The sequence below is a fragment of the Aestuariivirga sp. genome, assembly GCF_044238155.1.
GTDB lineage: Bacteria > Pseudomonadota > Alphaproteobacteria > Rhizobiales > Aestuariivirgaceae > Aestuariivirga.
In genome coordinates, this window is the sequence record NZ_JBIIDX010000022.1 from 1 (window position 1) to 21,212 (window position 21,212).

Here is a 21,212-nt window from a genome sequence, read left to right on the forward strand (position 1 = left end):
GTTGCCTGAAGCGTTGCGCATGTGGAAACTGCCGGATCACCCATGCCATCGCTTGATCCCGGCATTCTGTCTGGGGCTGCAAAGAAGACACCCGGGTCAAGCCCGGGTGTGACGAGATCATGTGAAGTCCTGTCAGCGGCCCGCGCCATCGTCTAGCCGCTGGCGGCAGCTGCGGCCTTCTCGCGCTCCTGGCGCTTCTTGCCGGGCAGCGCCTTCTGCGGGTTGTTGCGGGCCTCGCGCTTGGCAAGGCCGGCCTTGTCGAGGAAGCGCAGCACGCGGTCGGTTGGCTGCGCGCCCTTCTTCAGCCATTGTGCGGCCTTTTCGGTGTCGAGCTTCACGCGGTTGGCATCATCCTTCTTCAGCATCGGGTTGAAGGCGCCCACCACATCGATGAACTTGCCATCGCGCGGCGCGCCCGCATCGGCGATCACGATGTGGTAATAGGGGCGCTTCTTGCTGCCGGCCCGCGCCAGCCTGATCTTTACAGCCATGGTCTTTCTCCTTTGATGTCCGTGTTTGGTGTTTGGGTCACTTCTTCTTGCCCGGAAGTCCGGGCAATCCCTTGAAGGGCGATCCGCCAAGCCCAGGCAGGCCGCCCAAGCCACCAAGGCCCGGCAGCTTGCCGCCGCCAAGGCCTGGCAATGCAGGCATCTGCTGGGGTGTTTCCCCCTTCATCATCTCTTTCAAGTCCTCGGGCAGCGCATCGGGATTGAGATTGGCGAGTTCCGCCTGCATCCTCTCGAGTTCCGCCGCATCCGGTCCGCCCCGGCCGCCCATCATCTTGCCGAACAGGCCCTTGCCCTGACCCATCTGCTTCATCATGTCGGCCATCTGCAGATGCATCTTGAGCAGCCGGTTGATCTCCTCGACCTTGGTGCCGGATCCGGCCGCCACACGCCGCTTGCGCCTGGCGTCCATCACCTTCGGGTTGCGGCGTTCGAAGGGCGTCATAGAACCGATGATCGCCATCTGCCGCTTCAGAACCTTGTTGTCGAGGTCGAGGCCGTCCATCTGCTTCTTGATCTTGCCCATGCCAGGAAGCAGGTTCATCACGCCGCCCATGCCGCCAAGCTTTTGCAGTTGCCTGAGCTGCTCGGCGAGGTCGTCCAGGTCGAAGGCGCCCTTCTTCATGCGCTCGGCGATTTTCTTCGCCTTGTCCTGGTCGATGTTGAGCGCCGCCTTCTCGACCAGTGAGACGACATCGCCCATGCCGAGGATGCGCCCGGCAATGCGCTCCGGGTGGAAGTCCTCGAGGCCGTCGAGCTTTTCGCCGGTGCCCATGAGCTTGATCGGCTTTCCGGTCACGGCGCGCATCGAGAGTGCCGCACCACCGCGGCCGTCGCCGTCGATGCGGGTGAGCACGATTCCCGAGATGCCGATCTTGCTGTCGAAGGCACGGGCAAGGTTCACGGCGTCCTGGCCGGTCAGCGCATCGGCCACCAGAAGGGTTTCATTAGGCTTGACGATGTCGCGCACGGCCGCTGCCTCGGCCAGCAACTCTTCGTCGATGGCCAGCCGGCCCGCGGTGTCCAGCATCACGATGTCATAGCCGCCGCGGCGCGCCTCCGACATGGCGCGGCGGGCGATCTCGGCAGGCTGCTGGCCGGCGATGATGGGCAGCGTGTCGACCTTCACCTGCCGGCCAAGAATGGCGAGCTGTTCCTGTGCCGCCGGGCGGCGGGTGTCGAGCGAGGCCATCAGCACCTTGCGCTTGTCGCGCTCGGTCAGCCGCCTGGCGATCTTGGCCGTGGTCGTCGTCTTGCCGGAGCCCTGCAGGCCCACCATCAGAATGGCGACGGGCGGCGAAGCGCGCAGGTTCAGGCCCGAGCCCTCCGATCCGCCCAGCGTCTCGACCAGCGCATCATGCACGATCTTGACCACCATCTGCCCGGGCTTTACCGATTTGACGATCTCGGCGCCAACCGCCTTCTCGCGAACCTTGTCGGTGAAGGACCGGACAACCTCGAGCGCCACATCGGCCTCGAGCAGGGCGCGGCGCACTTCGCGCAGTGCCTCCTCGACGTCGCCTTCCGAGAGCGCGCCCCGGCCGGTGATCTTGTCCAGAATGCCCGACAGGCGTTCGCTTAAGGTGTCAAACATGGTCCTGTTCCTCCGGCCGAAAAGCACTTCGCACCCGGGGGCGAAACTCGCTGCCGGATGTTGGCCGCCTCACCCCCCGGGAATGTCAGAACCCCATGTGTGAGACCGCCTGAAGACGTTCAAGCCGTCGTGTGATGGCCGGGGACATAGGAGAAAGTACCGGGGAAGTCAAATATGGGACTCGCGCACTCGCCTGTCTGGCCTCCTCTCTAGCATTTCCCTGCCGTTTTCCCATATAAGGCCGCTCATGCAAGAAGCCTCACCCCTTCCCTTCCGCAAGATGAACGGGCTCGGAAACGACTTTGTCGTGTTCGATGCCCGGCGGCAGCCCGTTGCCATGACCGAGGCCAGGGCCCGCGCCATCGCCGATCGGCGGACCGGCATCGGCTGTGACCAGTTGATCGTTCTGGAGCCTTCCAAAACCGCAGATGTCACCATGCGCATCTGGAACAATGAGGGCTTCGAGGTTGAAAGCTGCGGCAATGCCACCCGCTGCATTGCCGACATGCTGTTCGAGGAAAAGCACGCAACCACGGCCACCATCGATACAAAGGGTGGTTTCCTGGTGGCCGAGAAGGGCGGCGAGCGCCTCGTCACCGTCGACATGGGGGCGCCCCGGTTCGACTGGCAGGACATTCCCCTCTCCGAAAAGTTCCACGACACCCGCTACATCGATCTCTTTGTCGGGCCGGTCGATCGGCCGCTCATCCAGTCGCCGTCGGTTGTCAATGTCGGCAACCCGCATTGCATCTTCTGGGTAAAGGATCTGGACGTCGTCGACCTGGCCAGGGTCGGGCCCATGCTCGAGCATCATCCGCTGTTTCCCCAGCGTGCCAACATCACGCTTGCCCGGGTCGATGCGAGGGATCACGTCACCATCAAGGTCTGGGAGCGCGGCGCCGGCCTGACCAAGGCCTGCGGCACCGCGGCCTGCGCGGTCATGGCGGCGGGCTTCCGCCTGAAGCGGCTGGATCGCGAGGCCACCATCACCCTGCCGGGCGGCGATCTCAGTCTCGCCATCCGCGAAAGCGACGGCCACATAATCATGACCGGACCCGTCACCTATGAATTTGATGGCGTGCTTCCCGCCCATCTCGCAGTGTGAGTGCCATGGCGGATACGACATTCGTCACCTTCGGTTGCCGCCTCAACACCTATGAAACCGAGGTGATGCGCAAGCATGCGGAAACAGCGGGCAAGACCGGCGCCATCGTCTTCAATACGTGTGCGGTGACGGCCGAGGCCACCCGCCAGGCGCGCCAGGCCATCCGCCGCGCCCATGCCGAGAACCCTGACGCCGAGATCATCGTCACCGGTTGTGCCGCCCAGACCGAGCCCGAGATGTTCGCCCGCATGCCGGAAGTCTCGCGCGTGCTGGGCAATGAGGAAAAGCTGAAGGCGGAGAGCTGGCAGGATGGGCCGGTGCCGCGCGTTGCGGTATCGGACATCATGACGGTCAAGGCAGCGAAACCGCACCTCATCGACGGCCTGAAAGAGCGGACACGCGCCTTTGTCCAGGTCCAGAACGGCTGTGACCACCGCTGCACCTTCTGCATCATCCCCTTCGGCCGCGGCAATTCGCGTTCGCTCGCCCCGGCAGACGTCGTCGAGCAGGTGCGCCGGCTGGTGGCGTCTGGCTATTCCGAGGTGGTGCTGACCGGGGTTGACCTCACCTCCTGGGGCGCTGATCTCGACGGCGCCCCGAAGCTTGGCGCTCTCGCGGCGCGCATCCTGCGCGACGTGCGTGACCTGAAGCGGCTGCGGCTGTCGTCCATCGACTCGATCGAGGCCGATCCGGAACTGCTTGACGTCATCGCCGGTGAGGAGCGCGTCATGCCGCACATTCATCTCTCGCTGCAGTCAGGCGACAACATGATCCTCAAGCGCATGAAGCGGCGCCACACCCGTGAGGATTCGATCGCCTTCTGCGCCGACTTGCGTGCCCGCCGTCCCGGCATCGTGTTCGGGGCAGATCTCATCGCCGGTTTCCCGACCGAGACTGACGCCATGTTCGAGAACTCGCTGGGCATCACTGATGAGTGCGGCCTCACCTATCTGCATGTCTTCCCGTTCTCGCCGCGGCCGGGAACGCCTGCTGCCCGCATGCCGCAGCTCGACAAGGCCCTCATCAAGGACCGCGCCGCGCGGCTGCGGGAAAGGGGAGAGCACCGGCTCGACCGCTTCCTCAGCAGCGAGGTCGGCGCCACCCGCCAGGTGCTGATCGAAACCGAGGGGTCCGGCCGTACCGAACATTTCGCACCTGTGCGCTTTGCAACCCGCATGGTGCCGGGCGCCATCGTCAACGCGCAGGTCACTGGCCGGGCCGCCAGCCATCTTGAGGCGAGGCTCGCTGCATGAGCTTCCTGCGTAAGCTGTTCGGCCATACGCCGGCGGCATCGCCGCGGCCGGAGGAACTCGCAGCCCGCGAGGAGGGCAGCCGCAGCCTCTTCGGCCGCCTGAGTGAAGGCCTGTCCAAGTCGTCGCGCGCCATCGGCGGCTCGATTGCGGCGATCTTCACCAAGCGCAAGCTTGACCGCGCCACCCTCGGGGAACTCGAGGACGTGCTCCTCCAGGCGGATCTCGGGCTGCCGATGGCAGAGCGCATCGTGGCGGCGGTTTCTGCCGGCCGTTACGAGCGCGAGATCGAACCGGAGGAGGTCAAGCGCATCCTGGCCGCCGAAATCGCCAAGGTGCTGAAACCCGTCGAGATCCCCTTCGCCTTCGGTGAGCAAAAACCGTTCATCGTTCTCGTGGTTGGCGTGAATGGTGCCGGCAAGACGACCACCATCGGCAAGCTCGGCGCCATCGCGCGGGCCGAGGGTTACAAGGTCATGTTCGCCGCCTGCGACACATTCCGTGCGGCTGCCATCGAACAGCTCAATGTCTGGGGGTCGCGCATTGGCGCGCAGGTCATGTCGCGGCCCACCGGGGCAGATGCATCGGGGCTCGCCTTTGACGCCATCGCCGCCGCGCGTGACGAGGGCGCCGACATCCTGTTCATCGATACGGCAGGGCGGCTTCAGAACAAGCAATATCTGATGGATGAACTCGACAAGATCGTGCGTGTCATCAAGAAGCAGGACGAAACCGCGCCGCATGCCGTGCTCCTGGTGCTCGACGCCACCACCGGCCAGAACGCCATGGCCCAGGCTGAGATTTTCACCAGGGTAGCCGGTGTCACCGGTCTTATCATGACGAAGCTGGATGGCACGGCGCGCGGCGGCATCCTCGCCGCGATTGCCGAACGCTTCCGCATTCCCATTCATGCCATCGGTGTGGGCGAGGGCATAGAAGACCTTCAACCTTTCGATGCGGAAGCCTTTTCCCGTGCCATCGCCGGTCTGGAGGCTGCATGAGCGGCGCGCCGGATCGCAAGCTCGGGCAGGGGACAAAGCTGCTGGTCGAACTGGGGCCGCTCATTGGTTTCTTCGCGGCCAACTGGCTGGGCGGCATCTTCTGGGGCACGGGCGTGTTCATGCTGGCAACTGCCGTGGCGCTTGCCGTCTCCTGGGCGTTCACCCGCAAGCTTGCCATGGTGCCTCTGGTTTCCGCGGTGTTCGTGGCGGTGTTCGGAGCGCTCACTCTGTGGCTGCACAGCGACCTCTTCATCAAGGTCAAGGTGACGCTGGTCAACGTGTTGTTCGGCGCCGTGCTCCTCGGCGGCGTGGCGTCGGGCCGGAGCTATCTCAAGCTCATCATGGGCGAGGCGGTGAAACTCACCGAGGAGGCCTGGCGCACGCTCTCGATCCGCTGGGGCCTGTTTTTCCTGGCGCTTGCTGTGCTCAACGAGGTTGTCTGGCGCAATCTGTCGACTGATCAATGGGTGAACTTCAAGGTATTTGGGCTCTTGCCCCTGACGCTGCTGTTTGCCTTTGCAAACGCCCCCTTCATGTCGAAGCACATGACCGATGAGAAGGGCCCCGACGCCGACTGAGCCTATATGCCGCCGAATTCCCCCGGTGGATTGGCAAAGGCGGGAAAATCGCTCAGCCCCTCGACGCTTCGATACTGCTCGAGTGCCCAGCGCACCGACGGGAAAGCCAGATCCGCCCATGGGATTTCATCCCAGCCTGCAAGCTTCACTTCTAGGCTCTCTGGCCCGGCCGAGATGTCAGGTCGCGCCAGCCGTGCCAGATACATGATCTGTACCTGGGCGATGCGCGGAATGGTGTAGACGGCCAGCAGCCGATCGATGACGATCTCGGCATTGGCTTCCTCTCGCGCCTCGCGCATCGCGGCTTGCTCCGCCGTCTCGCCCAGTTCCATGAATCCGGCAGGCAAGGTCCAGAAACCGGTTCGCGGTTCGATGGCGCGGCGGCACAACAGCAGCTTGCCGTCATGGCGCACGATCGCTCCCGTCACCACTTTCGGGTTGACGTAGTTGATGAAGCCGCAGGTCGAGCAAACGTCCCTCTCATGAGTGTCGCCTGCTGGAATTTGCCGCCGGAAGGCGGGCTTCTGAGTCTCACTGTTCATCGCTTGTCAAGTGTTGAATTCTGTGTGCGGATCATCTTAACTCACGATTGGTAAAAGATCACCCTCGGACTTTTTTGCCGTTTTTTGCTTGCAGCGCCATAGATGAGCCGCTACTCCTTCGCGGCTCCAATTGGGGGGAGCACCTCGCGCTGAAGGGCAGAGGCGGATCAGAAACGATCCGGGAGTTGTCGCAAGAGCCGTCATCCGAACAAGCCGGCATGCAGACAGGAGAATGGGCGTATGACAATGACGAAGGATGTGAAGCAGTTCTCGCGCTCACCATCCCACTTGCTCAAACGGGCGGCGCAATACTCGAACCTCATCTATATGGGCGAGGTCGGAAAATCCGGCCTTACCCATCGTCAGTTCACGGTGCTGCTGGCGGTCGACGCCAATGATGGCAAGAGCCAGACCGAGCTTGTGAAGCTGACCGGCATCGATCGCTCGACGCTGGCTGATCTTGTGGCGCGTCTGCTCGCGCAGGGCTACCTGCAGCGCAAGCGCACCAAGGACGATGGCCGGACGAATTCCATCCGCATCACGACCGTCGGCAAGAAGATGCTGAAGACGGCCCAACCCGGTGCGGAAGAAGTCGACAAGCAACTGCTTTCGCTCATTGCCGCGGCGGACCGCAAGCCGTTCATTGACAACCTCGCCGTATTGGCCGCCGAGATGGACCGCATCGAGGAAAAGGAACCGGCCAAGCCGGCTCGCAAGATCAAGACGCGCCGCCGCGCCTGACCCGGCCCAGGCGCTCTGTCCTTACGGCCCGGCTGCCGGCAGTGGCGCCTTCGCCTTCTCGATTTCCCTGGCCAGTTCCCCGGCAATTGCCTCAGGCGTCAGCGGTCCGATGTGCTTGTAGCGGATGATGCCCTCGCCATCGATCACGAAGGTCTCCGGCACTCCGTAAACCCCCCAGTGCACCGATGTCCGCCCGTCACGGTCCATGCCCACTGCGGCAAAGGGTTGTCCCAGCGTGGTCAGAAAGCGCACGGCGTTCTCCGGTTCGTCCTTGTAGTTCATGCCGAACAACTGGATGTCGGGCTGCTTGGCCAGTTCTGTCAGCAGCGGGTGTTCGAGGCGGCAGGGTGCGCACCATGAGGCCCATACATTGACCACGCTGACCTTGCCCTGTCTGAGCGTGTCAGATGCAAAGCCCGGCGCAGCCAGCCCCGGCACGGGATTCAGAATGAAATCCGGAACAGGCCGGTTGATGAGCGCGGAGGGAATCTCCGAGGGGTTGCCTGACAGTCCCCGCCAGAACAGAAGTGCAAGGCCCGTGAAGGCCAGAAGCGGTATCAGCACCAGCCATGTGCGCCCGCGCGGCGTTGCGGGGTCGCTCGTGCTCATCGCTGCGGCCCCCGGCTTCTGGTGCTGAGCTGCGCGGCCTCGGCGCGCAGCATCCGGTCCCTGATCAGGATGCGTGCAACCAGCCCGCCCAGCACGGCAAGGCTAAGCCCGTAGGCGGCCACCACGAAGCCGATATGGTCTGCGGTGAAGTCCATCAACCTTCTCCGATCTCGGCAATTTGCGTCTGGCGGATCTTGCGCGCTGCGATTTCGGCGCGCATGGCCACCAGATGCAGCGACAGGAACAGGAAGGTATAGGCCAGCCCCATGATGAGCAGCGGCCACAGCATCGGCGCGGCGATGGTCGGTCCGTCCATGCGAAACACGCTGGCAGGCTGGTGCAGGGAATTCCACCAGTCCACCGAGAACTTGACGATGGGCACATTGACGAAGCCGACCAGGGCCACGATGCGCGCAACCATGGCCGCACGGTGCGGCTCCTCGATCGCTGACCAGATCGCCATGTAGCCAAGGTAGAGCAGCATGAGCACGAACATCGATGTCAGCCGTGCATCCCACACCCACCAGGCCCCCCACATGGGCTTGCCCCACAGCGAGCCGGTGGCGAGCGCCAGAAAGCAGAAGGCGGCGCCGATCGGGGCAGCGGTCTTGGCTGCCACATCGGCCAGGGGATGGCGGAAAATCACCGCGACCGCGCTGGCCAGCGCCATCACCGAGTAGACGAACAGCGCCATCCACGCGGCAGGCACGTGAACATACATGATGCGAACCGTCTCGCCCTGCTGATAGTCGGGCGGCGAGGTGACGAGTGCCCCGTAGAGCCCGATCGCAAACAGCCCGCACGTCACCGCCCAGAGATAGGGGATCAGCGCATTGGCAAGCTTCAGGAACCGGGTCGGGTTGGCGAGATATTGCATGGCGGTCTGGTTTTAATGCAGCAGCTTTACCGGAGATAGGCCCTCAGTGCCGCAGCTGCTGCCAGCGGGCACAGCACCAGGCTGGCCAGCGTGATGGCGGTCAGGATCAGCAGCGCGGCGAAGGCCAGCCCGGGTGCGGTGCCGGGTTCGCTGGCCGAAAGCCCGAAGATCAGCACCGGCACGTAGAGCGGCAGCACCAGCAGCGAGACGAGGAGCCCGCCGCGGCGCAGGCCGACCGTGACGGCTGCGCCGATAGAGGCCAGAAGCGAGAGCGCGATCGAGCCCACCGTCATGGCCAGCACAAGGGGCAGGATGGCGGCAGCATCGAGGTTCACGAGAAATCCCAGGATCGGGGCAGAGATGGCCAGCGGCAGGCTGGTTGACAGCCAGTGAGCGACGGCCTTGGCCAGCGCCACCATCTCGAGCGGAACGGGGCCCATGGCCATGATGTCCAGCGAGCCGTCCTCGTAGTCCTGCTGGAAGATGCGTTCGGCGGACAGCAGCACCGACAGGAGAAGCGAGATCCACAATGCTCCGGGCGCGATGCGCGCCAGCAGCGCCTGATCGGGCCCGATGCCGATGGGCAGCAGCACAACGACGGTCAGGAAGAAACCAAGTGCGGTCCCCGCGCCACCTCCCTGGCGGACGCTCAGTGTGAGGTCACGGCGGATCAGTGCCAGGATCAGGCTCATGCTGCACCGGCCAGTTCGAGGCGCGCGTCAGCCTCGCGTCCCAGTGGCGCATGGGTGGCAGCAATGATCATGCCGCCCTTGTCCAGGTGCTGTTCCATCACGCCTGCCAGGCGGGTCAGCGACGCGGCATCAAGCCCCACTGTTGGTTCATCGAGCAGCCAGAGCGGCCGCGGCGTCAGCACCAGCCGGGCCAGCGCCAGTCGACGCCTCTGCCCGGCGGAAAGCAGGCCCGCGGCATAGGTCGCCAGCCTGGTGAGGTCCATCGCCGCCAGCGCCGGCTCGATGTCTCCGCCGCCGAGGAAGCCCTGCCAGAAGGCAAGGTTTTCGCGCACGCTGAGTGCCGTCTTGATCGCGTCCTGATGCGCGATCAGGTGGGCCTGGCGGCCGATGGTCATGTCCGCCTCTCCGCCGGTCAGGCTCAGCTGCCCGGCGTGGGCGGTGTTCAGTCCCGCGATGAGGCGCAGCAGCGAGGACTTGCCGGATCCGTTTGGTCCGGTGAGCTGCAGCAACTGCCCGGCCCGCAGCGTGAAGGTCACGCCGCGAAACACCACGCGCCCGCCACGTTCGCAGGCGAGGTCCTTGGCTGTCAGTTCCATGCCCCTTGTTCCCAAAAACACGATGCCCGCGTCAAGCGCGGGCATCGATGGCTGCCGGATGCTGCCGCAGCCGCCATCACATCATGTACTGGCCGCCATTGGCGGAAAGCGTCGAGCCAGTGATGAAACCTGCATCATCCGAGGCGAGGAACACCACGGCGCGCGCGATCTCCTCCGGCTCGCCCAGCCGGCCCACCGGGATGAGCGGCAGGATGCGCTTGTCGAGAACCTCCTGGGCAATGGCCTTGACCATTTCTGTGGCAATGTAGCCAGGGCAGATGGCATTGACGGTGATGCCCTTGGCCGCACCCTCCTGGGCAAGCGCCTTGACGAAGCCGATGTCGCCTGCCTTGGCGGCAGAATAATTGGCCTGGCCCATCTGTCCCTTCTGGCCGTTGATCGATGAAATGCAGATCACCCTGCCGAAGCTGCGGTCGCGCATGCCGCCCCACACCGGCTGGGTCATGTTGAACAGCGAGGTCAGGTTGGTGTTGATCACCTCGTTCCACTGCTGCGGTGTCATCTTGTGGAACATCGCGTCACGTGTGATGCCGGCATTGTTGATCAGCACCTCGACGGGGCCGTGATCGGCCTCGATCTGCTTGAGACCCGCCACGCAGGCCTCATAGTTCGACACATCCCATTTATAGACGGGAATGCCCGTCTCGGCCTTGAACTTGGCTGCGGCCTCGTCATTGCCCGCGTAATTGGCGGCCACCCTATAGCCGGCCGCCTTGAGCGCCTTGGAAATTGCCGCGCCGATGCCGCGGCTGCCGCCGGTTACTACTGCTACCCGTGCCATGTGATATCCGTTCCCTGTTGATGCGATTAGCGTTCGACGCACATGGCAACGCCCATGCCGCCGCCGATGCACAGCGTGGCCAGACCCTTCTTTGCCTTGCGGCGGCCCATCTCGAACAGCAGCGTGTTGAGAACGCGCGCGCCCGAGGCGCCGATCGGATGGCCAATGGCAATCGCCCCGCCATTGACGTTCACGATGTCCGGGTTCCAGCCCATGTCCTTGTTGACGGCGCAGGCCTGTGCCGCAAAGGCCTCATTCGCTTCCACCAGATCGAGGTCCTCGGCCTTCCAGCCGGCCTTGGCCAGTGCGGCGCGCGAGGCGGGGATCGGCCCTGTTCCCATGATGGCGGGGTCCACGCCCACGCTGGCCCAGGATACGATGCGGGCAAGCGGCGTCAGGCCGCGCTTTTCCGCGTCCGTCTCGCTCATCATCACCACCACCGCCGCGCCATCATTGATGCCCGAGGCATTGGCCGCCGTCACCGATCCGTCCTTGGCGAAGGCAGGCTTCAGCTTCGTCACGCTGTCCAGCGTGACGCCCTTCTTGATGTATTCATCCGCATCCACCGTCACCTCGCCCTTGCGGGTGGAAATGGTCACCGGCGCGATTTCGTTCTTGAACTTGCCCGCAGCCTGAGCGGCCTCGGCCTTGTTCTGGCTCTTGACCGCGAAGTCGTCCTGCATGTCGCGGGTGATCTGCCATTGCCGGGCGACATTCTCCGCGGTGTTTCCCATGTGGTAGCCGTGGAAGGCGTCCCACAGCCCGTCCTTGATCATCGTGTCGACCATCGCCCAGTCGCCCATCTTCACGCCCTCGCGCAGATGCGCGACATGCGGCGCCTTGCTCATGCTCTCCTGGCCGCCAGCCGCCACGATCCTGGCATCGCCGGAGGCGATCTGCTGCATGCCGAGCGCCACCGCCCGAAGGCCTGATCCGCACAGCTGGTTCATGCCCCAGGCCGGGCTTTCGTTCGGGATCCCGGCGTGAATGGCTGCCTGCCGGGCCGGGTTCTGCCCCTGGCCGGCGGTCAGGATCTGGCCGAGGATCACCTCGTCGATGTCGCCGCCTTCGAGCTTGGCGCGCGCCAGGGCCGCCTTCAGCGCGACCGTGCCGAGGTAGGAGGCCGGCACGCTCGACAGGGCGCCATTGAAGGATCCAACCGGCGTCCTTGCCGCCGAGACAATGACAACCGCAGTTCCAGAACCGGCCATGATGAACTCCTTCAGTGGGTGGTGATTTGATCGCCGTCACCATACACTTTTTGTGCAATGCGACATAGGCCGTGGATGCGGCATCGCCAAAAATTTTTTGCGCTTGCAATTGTGCAGTGCGGAGAGCAAGCTTTGAGGCTCCAAAAAGCCCTGAAAAATTGGAAATCTCCGGGGTTGGGCGGAGTTGAGGAGGCATCCGGTGAGCGAAGAGAAGGCAGCGCCGCAGAGCGCCGTGGTGATCAAGAAATACGCCAATCGGCGGCTCTACAACACCTCCACCAGCACCTATGTGACGCTCGAGGACCTGTCCACCATGGTCAAGTCCGGAACGGATTTCCTTGTCTATGACGCCAAGACCGGGGAGGACATCACCCGCTCCGTCCTGACCCAGATCATCTTCGAGGAGGAGAACAAGGGCACCAACCTCCTGCCCATCAACTTCCTGCGCCAGCTGATCCGGTTCTACGGCGACTCCATGCAGGCCTTCGTGCCGGGTTTCCTCGAGTTCTCGCTGGACAATCTCGGCAAGGAGCAGGACAAGTTCCGGGCCCAGATGATGGAGGCCTGGGGCAGTGACCCGCTCAAGGCCATGCAGGATCAGGCGCAGCGCAACATGGCTGTGTTCAGCGAGGCGATGAAGGCCTTCAACCCCTTTGCTGCCGCCATGGGCGCAGCGGTGCCTGGCGCGCCGGGGCCCGGTCGGCCGCAGCCTGCGCCGCGCGATGACCTGCAGGCGCTGAAGGATCAGCTTGCCGCAATGCAGCAGAAGCTCGACACGCTGTCCAGCAAATAGGCCGTTGCCTGCCCGTGCGGGCTGCCTGCGGTCCGGCAGGGGGGTCAGCGGGCGCGGCGGCGAGCGGTGTCGCTCACCAGGTCGGCGAGGCTTGGTTCGGTATGGGGCGGGGTGGCGCTGCGTTTGGCAAAAGCGCTGTCCAGCAGGGTAATGGCGCGGCGCAGCTTGGCCAGCTCTCCATCGAGGTCGCGTTCGAATGCATCGACGGTTTCCACTGCGGGCGGCGCAGGCGTGCTGGCCGGTGTGGCCGGCCATGGTGGTGTCAGCGTCGCCATGCCGAACAGCTTCCCCTGCATCAGGTCGATGCCCCACTCGCGCAGGCGCTGGGCGTCGTCCTCGGTTTCCACCCATTCCGCCACCGTCTTGATGCCGAAGCTGCGTGCCAGGTCGATGAGTGCGCGCACATAATAGGGATTGTCGCCCGTGCCGCTGAGATCGCGGCAGAACGTGCCGTCGAGCTTCAGGAACTCGATGGGAAGCGCCCGCAGGCTCCGGAACGAGGTGTAGCCTGCCCCGAAATCATCGATCGCCACGCGGCAGCCCAGTGCGCGCAGTTCATCCACGAACCGGATGGTGTGGGTGAGGTCGCCGAGCGCCACGGTTTCGGTAATCTCGATCGTCAGGCGGCGGGCCAGATCCGCCCGCGCCGTCAGCAGCGAAATGATCTCTGGAAACCAGCGCGGATCTGTGGCGGTGGTACCGGACATGTTGAGCGACAGTCGGGCATCGGGGTGGCGGTTCAGCACATCGAGCGCGATGCTGGTCACCTCCCGGTCAATCAGGCGCACCAGCCCCAGGGTTTCGGCAACCGGAATGAGGTGTCCCGCCGTCAGCATGGTGCCGTCCTCTCCGGTCATGCGCAACAGCGCCTCGTGGAAGGCCGGCGTGCCGGTGGCAGCATCCACCACCGGTTGATAGGCAAGCTGAAACCGCCTTTCCTTCAGGCAGCGTACGATTTCGGTGGCGTTGCGGGCGTTGCCGGTGCGCCGTGACAGGCGCTCTTGCGAAGGCTGATAGATGATGGCTTCGTCGGCCGGTTGCCTGCGGGCCTCGGTCAGCGCCTCCTCGGCGCGCGCCACTGCCGTGCTGGGGTCGTTGGCATGGCGGGGCAGCACCACCGCGCCGATCGACAGCAGCGCCCATACCGGGCCGCGCGCCGTGTCGATCACGGTCTCGCGCGCCGTGCGCAGAAAGCGTTCGGCCGCCACGCTCAGGTCGGAGGCGGTACAGTCGTGCAGCACCAGCCCGAATTTCGAGCCTGAGTAGCGTGCCACGGCGTCGCCCGCCCGCACCACGCGCGCCAGTCGCTGGCCAACCTCGATGATCACCTCGTCCGCAACTTCGAAACCATAGGCCTCGTTGACCACGGCGAGATTGTTGATGGCGGCTACCAGGAAGGCGCAGGAGGAGTCATCGCGCTCGCACGCCAGCATGGCGCCGCCCAGCGTCTCCATCATCCGTCCGCGGTTCATCATGCCGGTCAGCGGATCGTATTTGCCGAGGAAGCTCAGTTGCTGGTCGCGCTTGTGGCGTTCATCAATGCGGCGCAGGGTTCCGAGCACCCGGGTCGGCCTGCCGTCCGGTCCCGCATGCCAGCGGCCCTGGTCTTCAAGCCACAGGCTCTTCCGGTTTTTCCGGCCATCGGGAAGAAAGCGGTATTCGATGCGGAAGCCGACGCCATTGCCGGCATCCACGGTGCTGGCCTGCATCACCGCGTCGTAGCGGTTGGTCAGGTTGTCGGGGTCGAGTCGCGAGGCAAAGCGCCGACCGCTGGTGATTTCGGAACTGTCGCAGCCGAGAATGGCGCTGGCATTGCCAGACCAGCTGATGGCGTCGCTGGCGATGTCCCAGTCATAGGCCGCGAGGCCCGCCGCTTCCGCGGCGCGGTGCATCAGGCTTGTGGCGGCATCGCCGCCTGCCTCCTGATCTTCGCTGTTCGCGTCGCGCACGGTGTCTCCGTCCTGAGAGCCTTTCCCCCGAGGTTAGAGGACACCGTCAAACCAATCCTTAACGGCGGGCTTCAATATCCCAATGCAAGACCGTCCTTGCGCGGGTCTGAACCGCCGATCAGCACGCCGCCTGCGTGGTCGATGGCAATCGCCTGTCCGCCCCCGAGCGGCCCCGTCGGCACCACTTCATGCCCCAGTGCCGCAAGGCCGGCGCACAGTTCCGGGTCCATCGCCGATTCGGCGAGCAGCTTGCCGTCCTCAGGAAAATAGCGCGGGAAGTCGATCGCCTCCTGAGGGTCCATGCCATAGACATAATGGTTCACCGCCACGCTCACATGGCCCATCGGCTGGTAATCGCCGCCCATGACGCCGTAACTCATGTCGATGCGGCCATCCTTCTTCACCATGGCCGGAATGATGGTGTGCAGCGGCCGCTTGCCCGGCCCGATGCAGTTGGGGTGGGCGGGATCGGTCACGAAACATGCCCCGCGATTTTGCAGGGCGATGCCGGTCTCCGGCGTCACGATGCAGGATCCGAAACGGTCATAGACCGAGTTGATGAATGAAACGGCCAGCCGCTCCTCGTCCACCACGGAGAGATAGATGGTGTCGGACTGCCGCATCTGCGTCCGGATGTCGAGGGTCCGCGTCATGTCGATCATCGACGCAAGCTGTGCGGCGGTTTCCGGGCTCAGCAGCCTGTCCACCGGAATCGCCGCGTGGTCCGGGTCGGCAATGTGGCGGTTGCGAAGCTCCCAGGCGAGTTTCATCGCCTCGATCTCGAGGTGGTGGCGCTCGACCGAGCAGGCGGCATGGCGGCGCAGTCCGGTCTGCGCCAGGATGTTGAAGGCAATGAGTGCCGTGAGCCCCTGTCCCGATGGCGGAATCTCGAGGATCTCTCGGTCCATGAAGTGGGTGGAGATGGGCTCCACCCAGTTGCCTTCATGTGCGGCCAGATCATCGCGCGTCAGCAGCGAGCCCAGTGCGCTGGCCGTGTGGATGATGTCCTCGGCAATGGCACCTGTATAAAAGGCATCGCGGCCCTCCCGTGCGATGTGCCGAAGGCTGCGGGCCAGCGCCGGATACGCCATGATCTCGCCTTCGCGCGGCGCGCGGCCATCCTTCAGGTAGTGTCGCTTGCCGCCCTCGTCCGCGGCTAGGTGCGGGGCATCCTCCAGCCAGTCGAACGCCACCCGCGGTGTGACCGGAACGCCGTCCTCCGCCAGCTGGATCGCGGGCTTCAGCGCCTCGCTCAGGTCCATCGTGCCATGCGCCTTGAGCAACCGGTCCCAGCCGTCAATGGCGCCCGGCACGGTGATCGTGTGAACCGAGCGCAGCGGAATCGACCTGAGGCCTGATGCCTTCAGCCAGTCGGGGCTCATCGCGCGGGCCGCCCGCCCGCTGGCATTGAGGCCGGTCACCGTGCCGTCGGGCTTCCCGACCAGCACGAAGCAGTCACCGCCGAGCCCCGTCATGCCGGGTTCCGCCACGCAGAGCACGGCCGAGGCCACGACGGCGGCATCGGCAGCGTTGCCTCCCGCACGCAGCGTGTCGATGGCGGCAAGCGTAGCCAGTGGCGCGGAGGTGGCCGCCATGCCGCGGCTGCCATAGGCGGCGGAGCGTCCGGGGCGGTCGAAACGGCGCATGGTCGTGATCCTGCAATAAGTGTGTTGGAAGAAAATTCCGGGAAACGTCGCAAAAGGCATGGCACGAGGCTGGTCGCTGCCGCAAGAGAGCGGCCGCATGGGCCGGCGCATCCGGTCTGCAGTCGCAGGAATTGAATCGACATTTCCCAAGGGTAATGTATTTTTACTGTTGGGAAACCCATTCGGACTTCAAGCAAAGGAAATTGGCATGGCCACGGTGAAGAGCGATATCGAGATTGCCCGCGAGGCAAAAATGAAACCGATCATGGAGATCGGCAAAGGGCTGGGCATTCCGGAGAAGGACCTGATCCCCTACGGCCACACCAAGGCGAAGGTTGCGCTCTCCTACGTCGACAGCCTGAAGTCCAGGCCCGATGGCAAGCTGATCCTGGTCACTGCGATCAACCCCACGCCGGCGGGCGAGGGCAAGACCACCACCACCGTGGGGCTGGGCGATGGCCTCAACCGCATCGGCAAGAAGGCCATGGTGGCGCTGCGCGAGCCCTCGCTTGGTCCCTGTTTCGGCATGAAGGGCGGTGCGGCCGGCGGCGGCTATGCGCAGATCGTGCCGATGGAAGACATCAACCTGCATTTCACCGGCGATTTCCACGCCATCACCTCGGCGCATAACCTGCTCTCCGCGATGATCGACAACCACATCTACTGGGGCAATGAGCTGGGCATCGACACGCGGCGCGTCGCCTGGCGGCGGGTGATGGACATGAACGACCGCGCCCTGCGCGAGATCGTGTGCTCGCTCGGCGGGGTCGCCAACGGCTATCCGCGCGAGGCGGGCTTCGACATTACCGTGGCCTCCGAGATCATGGCCATCCTGTGCCTGGCCACCTCGATCGAGGATCTTGAACGTCGCATTGGCCAGATCGTGATCGGCTACCGCAAGGACAAGTCGGCGGTTCTCGCCAAGGACCTGAAGGCGCCGGGCGCCATGGTGGTCCTGCTCAAGGACGCGCTGCAGCCCAACCTCGTTCAGACGCTCGAGAACAACCCCGCCTTCGTGCATGGCGGCCCCTTCGCCAACATCGCCCATGGCTGCAACTCGGTCATGGCCACCAAGGCGGCACTGAAGCTCGCCGACTATGTGGTGACCGAGGCAGGCTTCGGGGCTGACCTTGGCGCCGAGAAGTTCTTCGACATCAAGTGCCGCAAGGCCGGGCTGGCGCCCGCCGCCACCGTGATCGTCGCCACGGTGCGCGCACTCAAGATGCATGGTGGGCTCGCCAAGGAAGAGCTCAAGACTGAAAATGTCGAGGCCTTGAAGAAGGGCCTCGCCAATTTGGGCCGCCACCTCGAGAACGTGAAGAAGTTCGGCGTGCCGATTGCAGTGGCCATCAACCACTTCGTCTCGGACACCGACGCGGAGGTCCAGGCGGTGATCGACTATTGCAGCACGCATGGCGTCGAGGCCTTCCGCTGCACCCATTGGGCAGAAGGCGGAAAGGGCACCGAGGCGCTGGCCAGGCATGTGGCCGCGCTCACCGACAAGGGCTCAGCGCAGTTCAAGCCGCTCTATGAGGATGGCGCCACGCTGTTCGACAAGGTCAGGACCATCGCCCGCGAGATCTACCGCGCCGATGATGTCGTTGCCGACAAGGCGGTGCGCGACCAACTCAAGGCCTGGGAGGCCGCGGGCTATGGCAAGTTCCCGATCTGCATGGCCAAGACCCAATACTCCTTCTCGACTGACCCCAACTCGAAGGGCGCGCCGGTGAACCACACCGTGCCGGTCCGCGAGGTGCGGCTGTCGGCCGGCGCCGAATTCATCGTGGTGATCTGCGGAGACATCATGACCATGCCGGGCCTGCCGAAGGTTCCCTCGGCCGAGGTCATCGGGCTGGATGACAAGGGCCAGATCGTCGGCCTGTTCTAGACCGGAAGATCGCATCGTTCGCATCAGGCCTGGAGCTCAGCTCCAGGCTTTTTTATTGCGCAGCAGCAGGGTTATTCCGTGCCGAAAGGAATAATTAACCTGATGAACTTGCTGTGTTTAACCAGCCATGCAAAAAATGCAGTACTCATTTTGCTGCAATGCACCTAGATATGGGTCGCAACAAGAAGCCAAATCCTGTCAATCCAAGGGGAATGACCATGTTCGAAGTTCTGAAGACCCGTTACGCCAGCTGGAAGCGCTATTCCCGCACCGTTCAGGAGCTTGAGGCCCTGTCCAGCCGCGATCTTGCCGATCTTGGCATCACCCGCGCCGATATTCCGCGCCTGGCCCGAGAGGCCTCCCGCGCCTGAGGTTCCGGGCCCGCTTGCGGCCCGATTTGTGAGAAGCCCGCCGGTCCTCCCCCGGCGGGTTTTTCATTTGGGGCAGGAGGTCGCACAGCCTCTCTTGTGCGGCGGCAGCCGGGTCGCGGCAGCCCCTCCCACGGAGGGCAGTCCGGCCCGCGCTGGCATGACGCAGAAACGAGGTGGCAATTCACCCCTGATCGAGGTTGCGAGTCCTTTTCCACTGTGATAGCCAACCCGCGCGGCGGAGCGGGGGCTCCGGCCCGTGGGCGTGCGGTTTTGCATGCCGGCCTCCCAGAAATCCATGCGGCACGGCGCCTGTCACCACTTTGGCGCAGTCTGCAGAACTGAGTGAAAGACGGATCGTGGCGAGCACAGATCAGACAGTTTCCGGAGTGCCGGGCCGCTATGCCAGCGCCCTGTTCGAGCTGGCCGGCGAGGACAAGTCCATCGACCAGGTCGGCCAGCAGCTGGCAACCCTTCAATCAGCCATCGACCAGTCGGAGGATCTGCGGCGCCTGGTGCGCTCCCCTGTGTTCTCCTCCGACGATCAGGTCGCCGCGCTCGCCGGCGTTGCGGGTCAGCTCGGCATCACCGGCACCACGCTGAATTTCCTGAAGCTGGTGGCCAGGAACCGCCGGCTCGCCGCCCTTCCCGACATGATCAGGGCCTACGCCATGCTGCTCAGCCAGTCGAAGGGCGAGATCGCGGGCGAAGTCACCAGCGCCGAGCCGCTCTCGGCTGCACAGCTTTCCAGCCTCAGGGCCGCGCTCAAATCCGCGCTGGGCCGTGAGGTTGCGCTCTCAACCCGGGTCGACGAGTCGATCCTCGGCGGCCTCATCGTCAAGGTGGGCTCCCGCATGATGGACAATTCGCTCAAGACCAAGCTCCAGTCTCTCAAGATCGCCATGAAGGGAACCGCCTGATGGACATTCGCGCCGCCGAAATCTCCGCAATCCTCAAGAAGCAGATCAAGGACTTCGGCAAGGAAGCCCAAGTCTCCGAGATCGGCCAGGTGCTGTCGGTGGGCGACGGCATCGCCCGCGTCTATGGCCTCGACAATGTGCAGGCCGGCGAGATGGTGGAGTTCGCCAACGGCCTGAAGGGCATGGCGCTGAACCTGGAAACCGACAATGTCGGCATCGTGATCTTCGGCTCCGACCGCGAAATCCGCGAGGGCGACACGGTCAAGCGCACCGGCGCCATCGTCGAGGTGCCGGTCGGCAAGGAGCTGCTCGGCCGCGTCGTCGATCCGCTCGGCAATCCGATCGATGGCAAGGGACCGATCAAGGCCAAGGAGACACGCCGCGTCGACGTCAAGGCGCCTGGCATCATTCCGCGCAAGTCGGTGCATGAGCCGATGTCGACCGGCCTCAAGGCGATCGATGCGCTGATCCCCATCGGCCGCGGCCAGCGCGAGCTGGTCATCGGCGACCGCCAGACCGGCAAGACCGCGATCATTCTCGATACCATCCTGAACCAGAAGCCCATCCACATCGCAGGCCCCGAGAAGGACAAGCTCTACTGCGTCTATGTGGCCTGCGGCCAGAAGCGCTCCACCGTGGCGCAGTTCGTCAAGGTGCTGGAAGACAATGGCGCACTCGAATATTCGATCATCGTCGCCGCCACCGCGTCCGACCCTGCGCCGCTGCAGTATCTCGCCCCCTTCGCGGGCTGCACCATGGGTGAATTTTTCCGCGACAACGGCATGCATGCGCTGATCGCCTATGACGATCTCTCCAAGCAGGCCGTGGCCTACCGCCAGATGTCGCTGCTGCTGCGCCGCCCGCCGGGCCGCGAAGCCTATCCGGGCGACGTGTTCTATCTCCACTCGCGCCTGCTCGAGCGCGCCGCCAAGCTCAATGACAGCCAGGGTGCGGGTTCGCTCACTGCGCTTCCCGTCATCGAGACCCAGGCCAACGACGTGTCTGCCTATATTCCCACCAACGTGATCTCGATCACTGATGGTCAGATCTTCCTTGAAACCGATCTGTTCTACCAGGGCATCCGCCCGGCCGTGAACGTTGGCCTCTCGGTGTCGCGCGTCGGCTCCGCCGCCCAGACCAAGGCGATGAAGCAGGTGGCCGGCAAGATCAAGGGCGAGCTCGCCCAGTACCGCGAGATGGCGGCCTTCGCGCAGTTCGGCTCCGACCTCGACGCCGCCACCCAGAAGCTGCTGAACCGCGGCGCGCGCCTGACCGAGCTTCTGAAGCAGCCGCAGTTCTCTCCGCTCAAGACGGAAGAGCAGGTCGTGGTGATCTATGCCGGCGTCAACGGCTATCTCGATCCGCTTCCGGTCAACAAGGTGCGCAGCTTCGAGGAGGGCCTGTTGCGCTTCGTGCGCGACAAGCACGCCGATGTGCTCGACGCCATCCGCACCGAGAAGGCGATCTCCGACGCCACCATGCCGAAGCTCAAGGCGGCGGTTGAATCCTTCGCCAAGTCCTTCGCCTAAGCGCACGGGGCCGGG

Annotated in this window: 22 protein-coding genes; 10 read left to right on the plus strand and 12 right to left on the minus strand. The window is 64.4% G+C overall.

Annotated elements, in window-relative coordinates; genetic code table 11:
* Positions 1–152 precede the first annotated feature (152 nt).
* Entirely contained in the window at positions 153–491 is a 339-nt protein-coding gene (gene rpsP / locus ACILRN_RS03755) for a 30S ribosomal protein S16 (RefSeq protein ID WP_395685694.1), read from the minus strand.
* Between the two features lie 37 nt (positions 492–528).
* Positions 529–2,100: a signal recognition particle protein gene (ffh, locus tag ACILRN_RS03760; protein WP_395685696.1), complete on the minus strand. Its 1,572-nt coding sequence runs from the start codon at positions 2,098–2,100 to the stop codon at positions 529–531.
* Between the two features lie 247 nt (positions 2,101–2,347).
* Between ffh and dapF the strand changes: the two genes are divergently transcribed.
* Genes dapF through ACILRN_RS03780 form a run of 4 tightly spaced genes read left to right on the plus strand, consistent with a single transcriptional unit; the run spans position 2,348 to position 6,034 of the window.
* Positions 2,348–3,205 carry a diaminopimelate epimerase gene (gene dapF, locus ACILRN_RS03765; RefSeq protein ID WP_395685698.1) on the plus strand — a complete coding sequence of 286 codons (858 nt, stop codon included), beginning with the start codon at positions 2,348–2,350 and terminating at the stop codon, positions 3,203–3,205.
* A 5-nt stretch (positions 3,206–3,210) separates the two neighbouring features.
* Positions 3,211–4,458, plus strand: coding sequence for a tRNA (N(6)-L-threonylcarbamoyladenosine(37)-C(2))-methylthiotransferase MtaB (gene mtaB / locus ACILRN_RS03770; RefSeq protein WP_395685700.1), 1,248 nt, complete (start codon positions 3,211–3,213; stop codon positions 4,456–4,458).
* Positions 4,455–5,456: a signal recognition particle-docking protein FtsY gene (gene ftsY, locus ACILRN_RS03775; RefSeq protein WP_395685702.1), complete on the plus strand. Its 1,002-nt coding sequence runs from the start codon at positions 4,455–4,457 to the stop codon at positions 5,454–5,456. Before mtaB ends, ftsY begins: the two co-directional genes overlap by 4 nt.
* Positions 5,453–6,034, plus strand: coding sequence for a septation protein A (locus tag ACILRN_RS03780; RefSeq protein WP_395685703.1), 582 nt, complete (start codon positions 5,453–5,455; stop codon positions 6,032–6,034). Before ftsY ends, ACILRN_RS03780 begins: the two co-directional genes overlap by 4 nt.
* A 2-nt stretch (positions 6,035–6,036) precedes the next feature.
* On the opposite strand, the gene ACILRN_RS03785 is transcribed toward ACILRN_RS03780, so the two are convergent.
* Entirely contained in the window at positions 6,037–6,576 is a 540-nt protein-coding gene (locus tag ACILRN_RS03785; RefSeq protein ID WP_395685705.1) for an NUDIX domain-containing protein, read from the minus strand.
* A gap of 240 nt (positions 6,577–6,816) precedes the next feature.
* Between ACILRN_RS03785 and ACILRN_RS03790 the strand changes: the two genes are divergently transcribed.
* Entirely contained in the window at positions 6,817–7,317 is a 501-nt protein-coding gene (locus ACILRN_RS03790; RefSeq protein ID WP_395685707.1) for a MarR family winged helix-turn-helix transcriptional regulator, read from the plus strand.
* Positions 7,318–7,338: 21 nt separating this feature from the next.
* On the opposite strand, the gene ACILRN_RS03795 is transcribed toward ACILRN_RS03790, so the two are convergent.
* From ACILRN_RS03795 to ACILRN_RS03825, 7 genes are all read right to left on the minus strand, one after another.
* Positions 7,339–7,926, minus strand: coding sequence for a DsbE family thiol:disulfide interchange protein (locus tag ACILRN_RS03795; RefSeq protein ID WP_395685709.1), 588 nt, complete (start codon positions 7,924–7,926; stop codon positions 7,339–7,341).
* Positions 7,923–8,081, minus strand: a complete 159-nt coding sequence (gene ccmD / locus ACILRN_RS03800; RefSeq protein WP_395685711.1) for a heme exporter protein CcmD — start codon at positions 8,079–8,081, stop codon at positions 7,923–7,925. Before ccmD ends, ACILRN_RS03795 begins: the two co-directional genes overlap by 4 nt.
* Positions 8,081–8,803 (minus strand): heme ABC transporter permease, encoded by a 723-nt coding sequence (locus tag ACILRN_RS03805; protein ID WP_395685714.1) that lies wholly within the window; start codon positions 8,801–8,803, stop codon positions 8,081–8,083. Before ACILRN_RS03805 ends, ccmD begins: the two co-directional genes overlap by 1 nt.
* A gap of 26 nt (positions 8,804–8,829) precedes the next feature.
* Entirely contained in the window at positions 8,830–9,495 is a 666-nt protein-coding gene (gene ccmB, locus ACILRN_RS03810; protein WP_395685716.1) for a heme exporter protein CcmB, read from the minus strand.
* Positions 9,492–10,091 (minus strand): heme ABC exporter ATP-binding protein CcmA, encoded by a 600-nt coding sequence (ccmA, locus tag ACILRN_RS03815; RefSeq protein WP_395685718.1) that lies wholly within the window; start codon positions 10,089–10,091, stop codon positions 9,492–9,494. Before ccmA ends, ccmB begins: the two co-directional genes overlap by 4 nt.
* Before the next feature lie 76 nt (positions 10,092–10,167).
* The gene (locus ACILRN_RS03820) at positions 10,168–10,893 is read right to left on the minus strand and encodes a beta-ketoacyl-ACP reductase (protein ID WP_395685720.1); all 726 of its coding nucleotides are present in this window, start codon (positions 10,891–10,893) and stop codon (positions 10,168–10,170) included.
* A gap of 26 nt (positions 10,894–10,919) precedes the next feature.
* Positions 10,920–12,104: an acetyl-CoA C-acetyltransferase gene (locus tag ACILRN_RS03825; RefSeq protein WP_395685722.1), complete on the minus strand. Its 1,185-nt coding sequence runs from the start codon at positions 12,102–12,104 to the stop codon at positions 10,920–10,922.
* A gap of 199 nt (positions 12,105–12,303) precedes the next feature.
* On the opposite strand from ACILRN_RS03825, the gene phaR reads away from it, so the two are divergent.
* Positions 12,304–12,897 (plus strand): polyhydroxyalkanoate synthesis repressor PhaR, encoded by a 594-nt coding sequence (phaR, locus tag ACILRN_RS03830; RefSeq protein ID WP_395685724.1) that lies wholly within the window; start codon positions 12,304–12,306, stop codon positions 12,895–12,897.
* A gap of 44 nt (positions 12,898–12,941) precedes the next feature.
* Here the strand turns inward: phaR and ACILRN_RS03835 are convergent, their stop codons facing one another.
* On the minus strand, positions 12,942–14,846 hold the full coding sequence (locus ACILRN_RS03835) for an EAL domain-containing protein (protein ID WP_395685726.1): 1,905 nt from the start codon (positions 14,844–14,846) through the stop codon (positions 12,942–12,944).
* Between the two features lie 71 nt (positions 14,847–14,917).
* Positions 14,918–16,492, minus strand: coding sequence for a gamma-glutamyltransferase family protein (locus tag ACILRN_RS03840; RefSeq protein ID WP_395685728.1), 1,575 nt, complete (start codon positions 16,490–16,492; stop codon positions 14,918–14,920).
* 208 nt (positions 16,493–16,700) lie between these two features.
* Between ACILRN_RS03840 and ACILRN_RS03845 the strand changes: the two genes are divergently transcribed.
* The 4 genes from ACILRN_RS03845 to atpA all read left to right on the plus strand — a co-directional run bounded on the left by ACILRN_RS03845 (position 16,701) and on the right by atpA (position 21,197).
* Complete coding sequence (locus tag ACILRN_RS03845) at positions 16,701–18,380, plus strand: formate--tetrahydrofolate ligase (RefSeq protein ID WP_395685730.1); 1,680 nt, start codon at positions 16,701–16,703, stop codon at positions 18,378–18,380.
* Positions 18,381–18,598: 218 nt separating this feature from the next.
* Entirely contained in the window at positions 18,599–18,751 is a 153-nt protein-coding gene (locus ACILRN_RS03850) for a DUF1127 domain-containing protein (RefSeq protein ID WP_395685731.1), read from the plus strand.
* A 356-nt stretch (positions 18,752–19,107) separates the two neighbouring features.
* On the plus strand, positions 19,108–19,668 hold the full coding sequence (locus ACILRN_RS03855) for a F0F1 ATP synthase subunit delta (protein ID WP_395685732.1): 561 nt from the start codon (positions 19,108–19,110) through the stop codon (positions 19,666–19,668).
* Positions 19,668–21,197 carry a F0F1 ATP synthase subunit alpha gene (gene atpA, locus ACILRN_RS03860; protein WP_395685733.1) on the plus strand — a complete coding sequence of 510 codons (1,530 nt, stop codon included), beginning with the start codon at positions 19,668–19,670 and terminating at the stop codon, positions 21,195–21,197. Before ACILRN_RS03855 ends, atpA begins: the two co-directional genes overlap by 1 nt.
* The last annotated feature ends 15 nt before the right edge of the window (positions 21,198–21,212 follow it).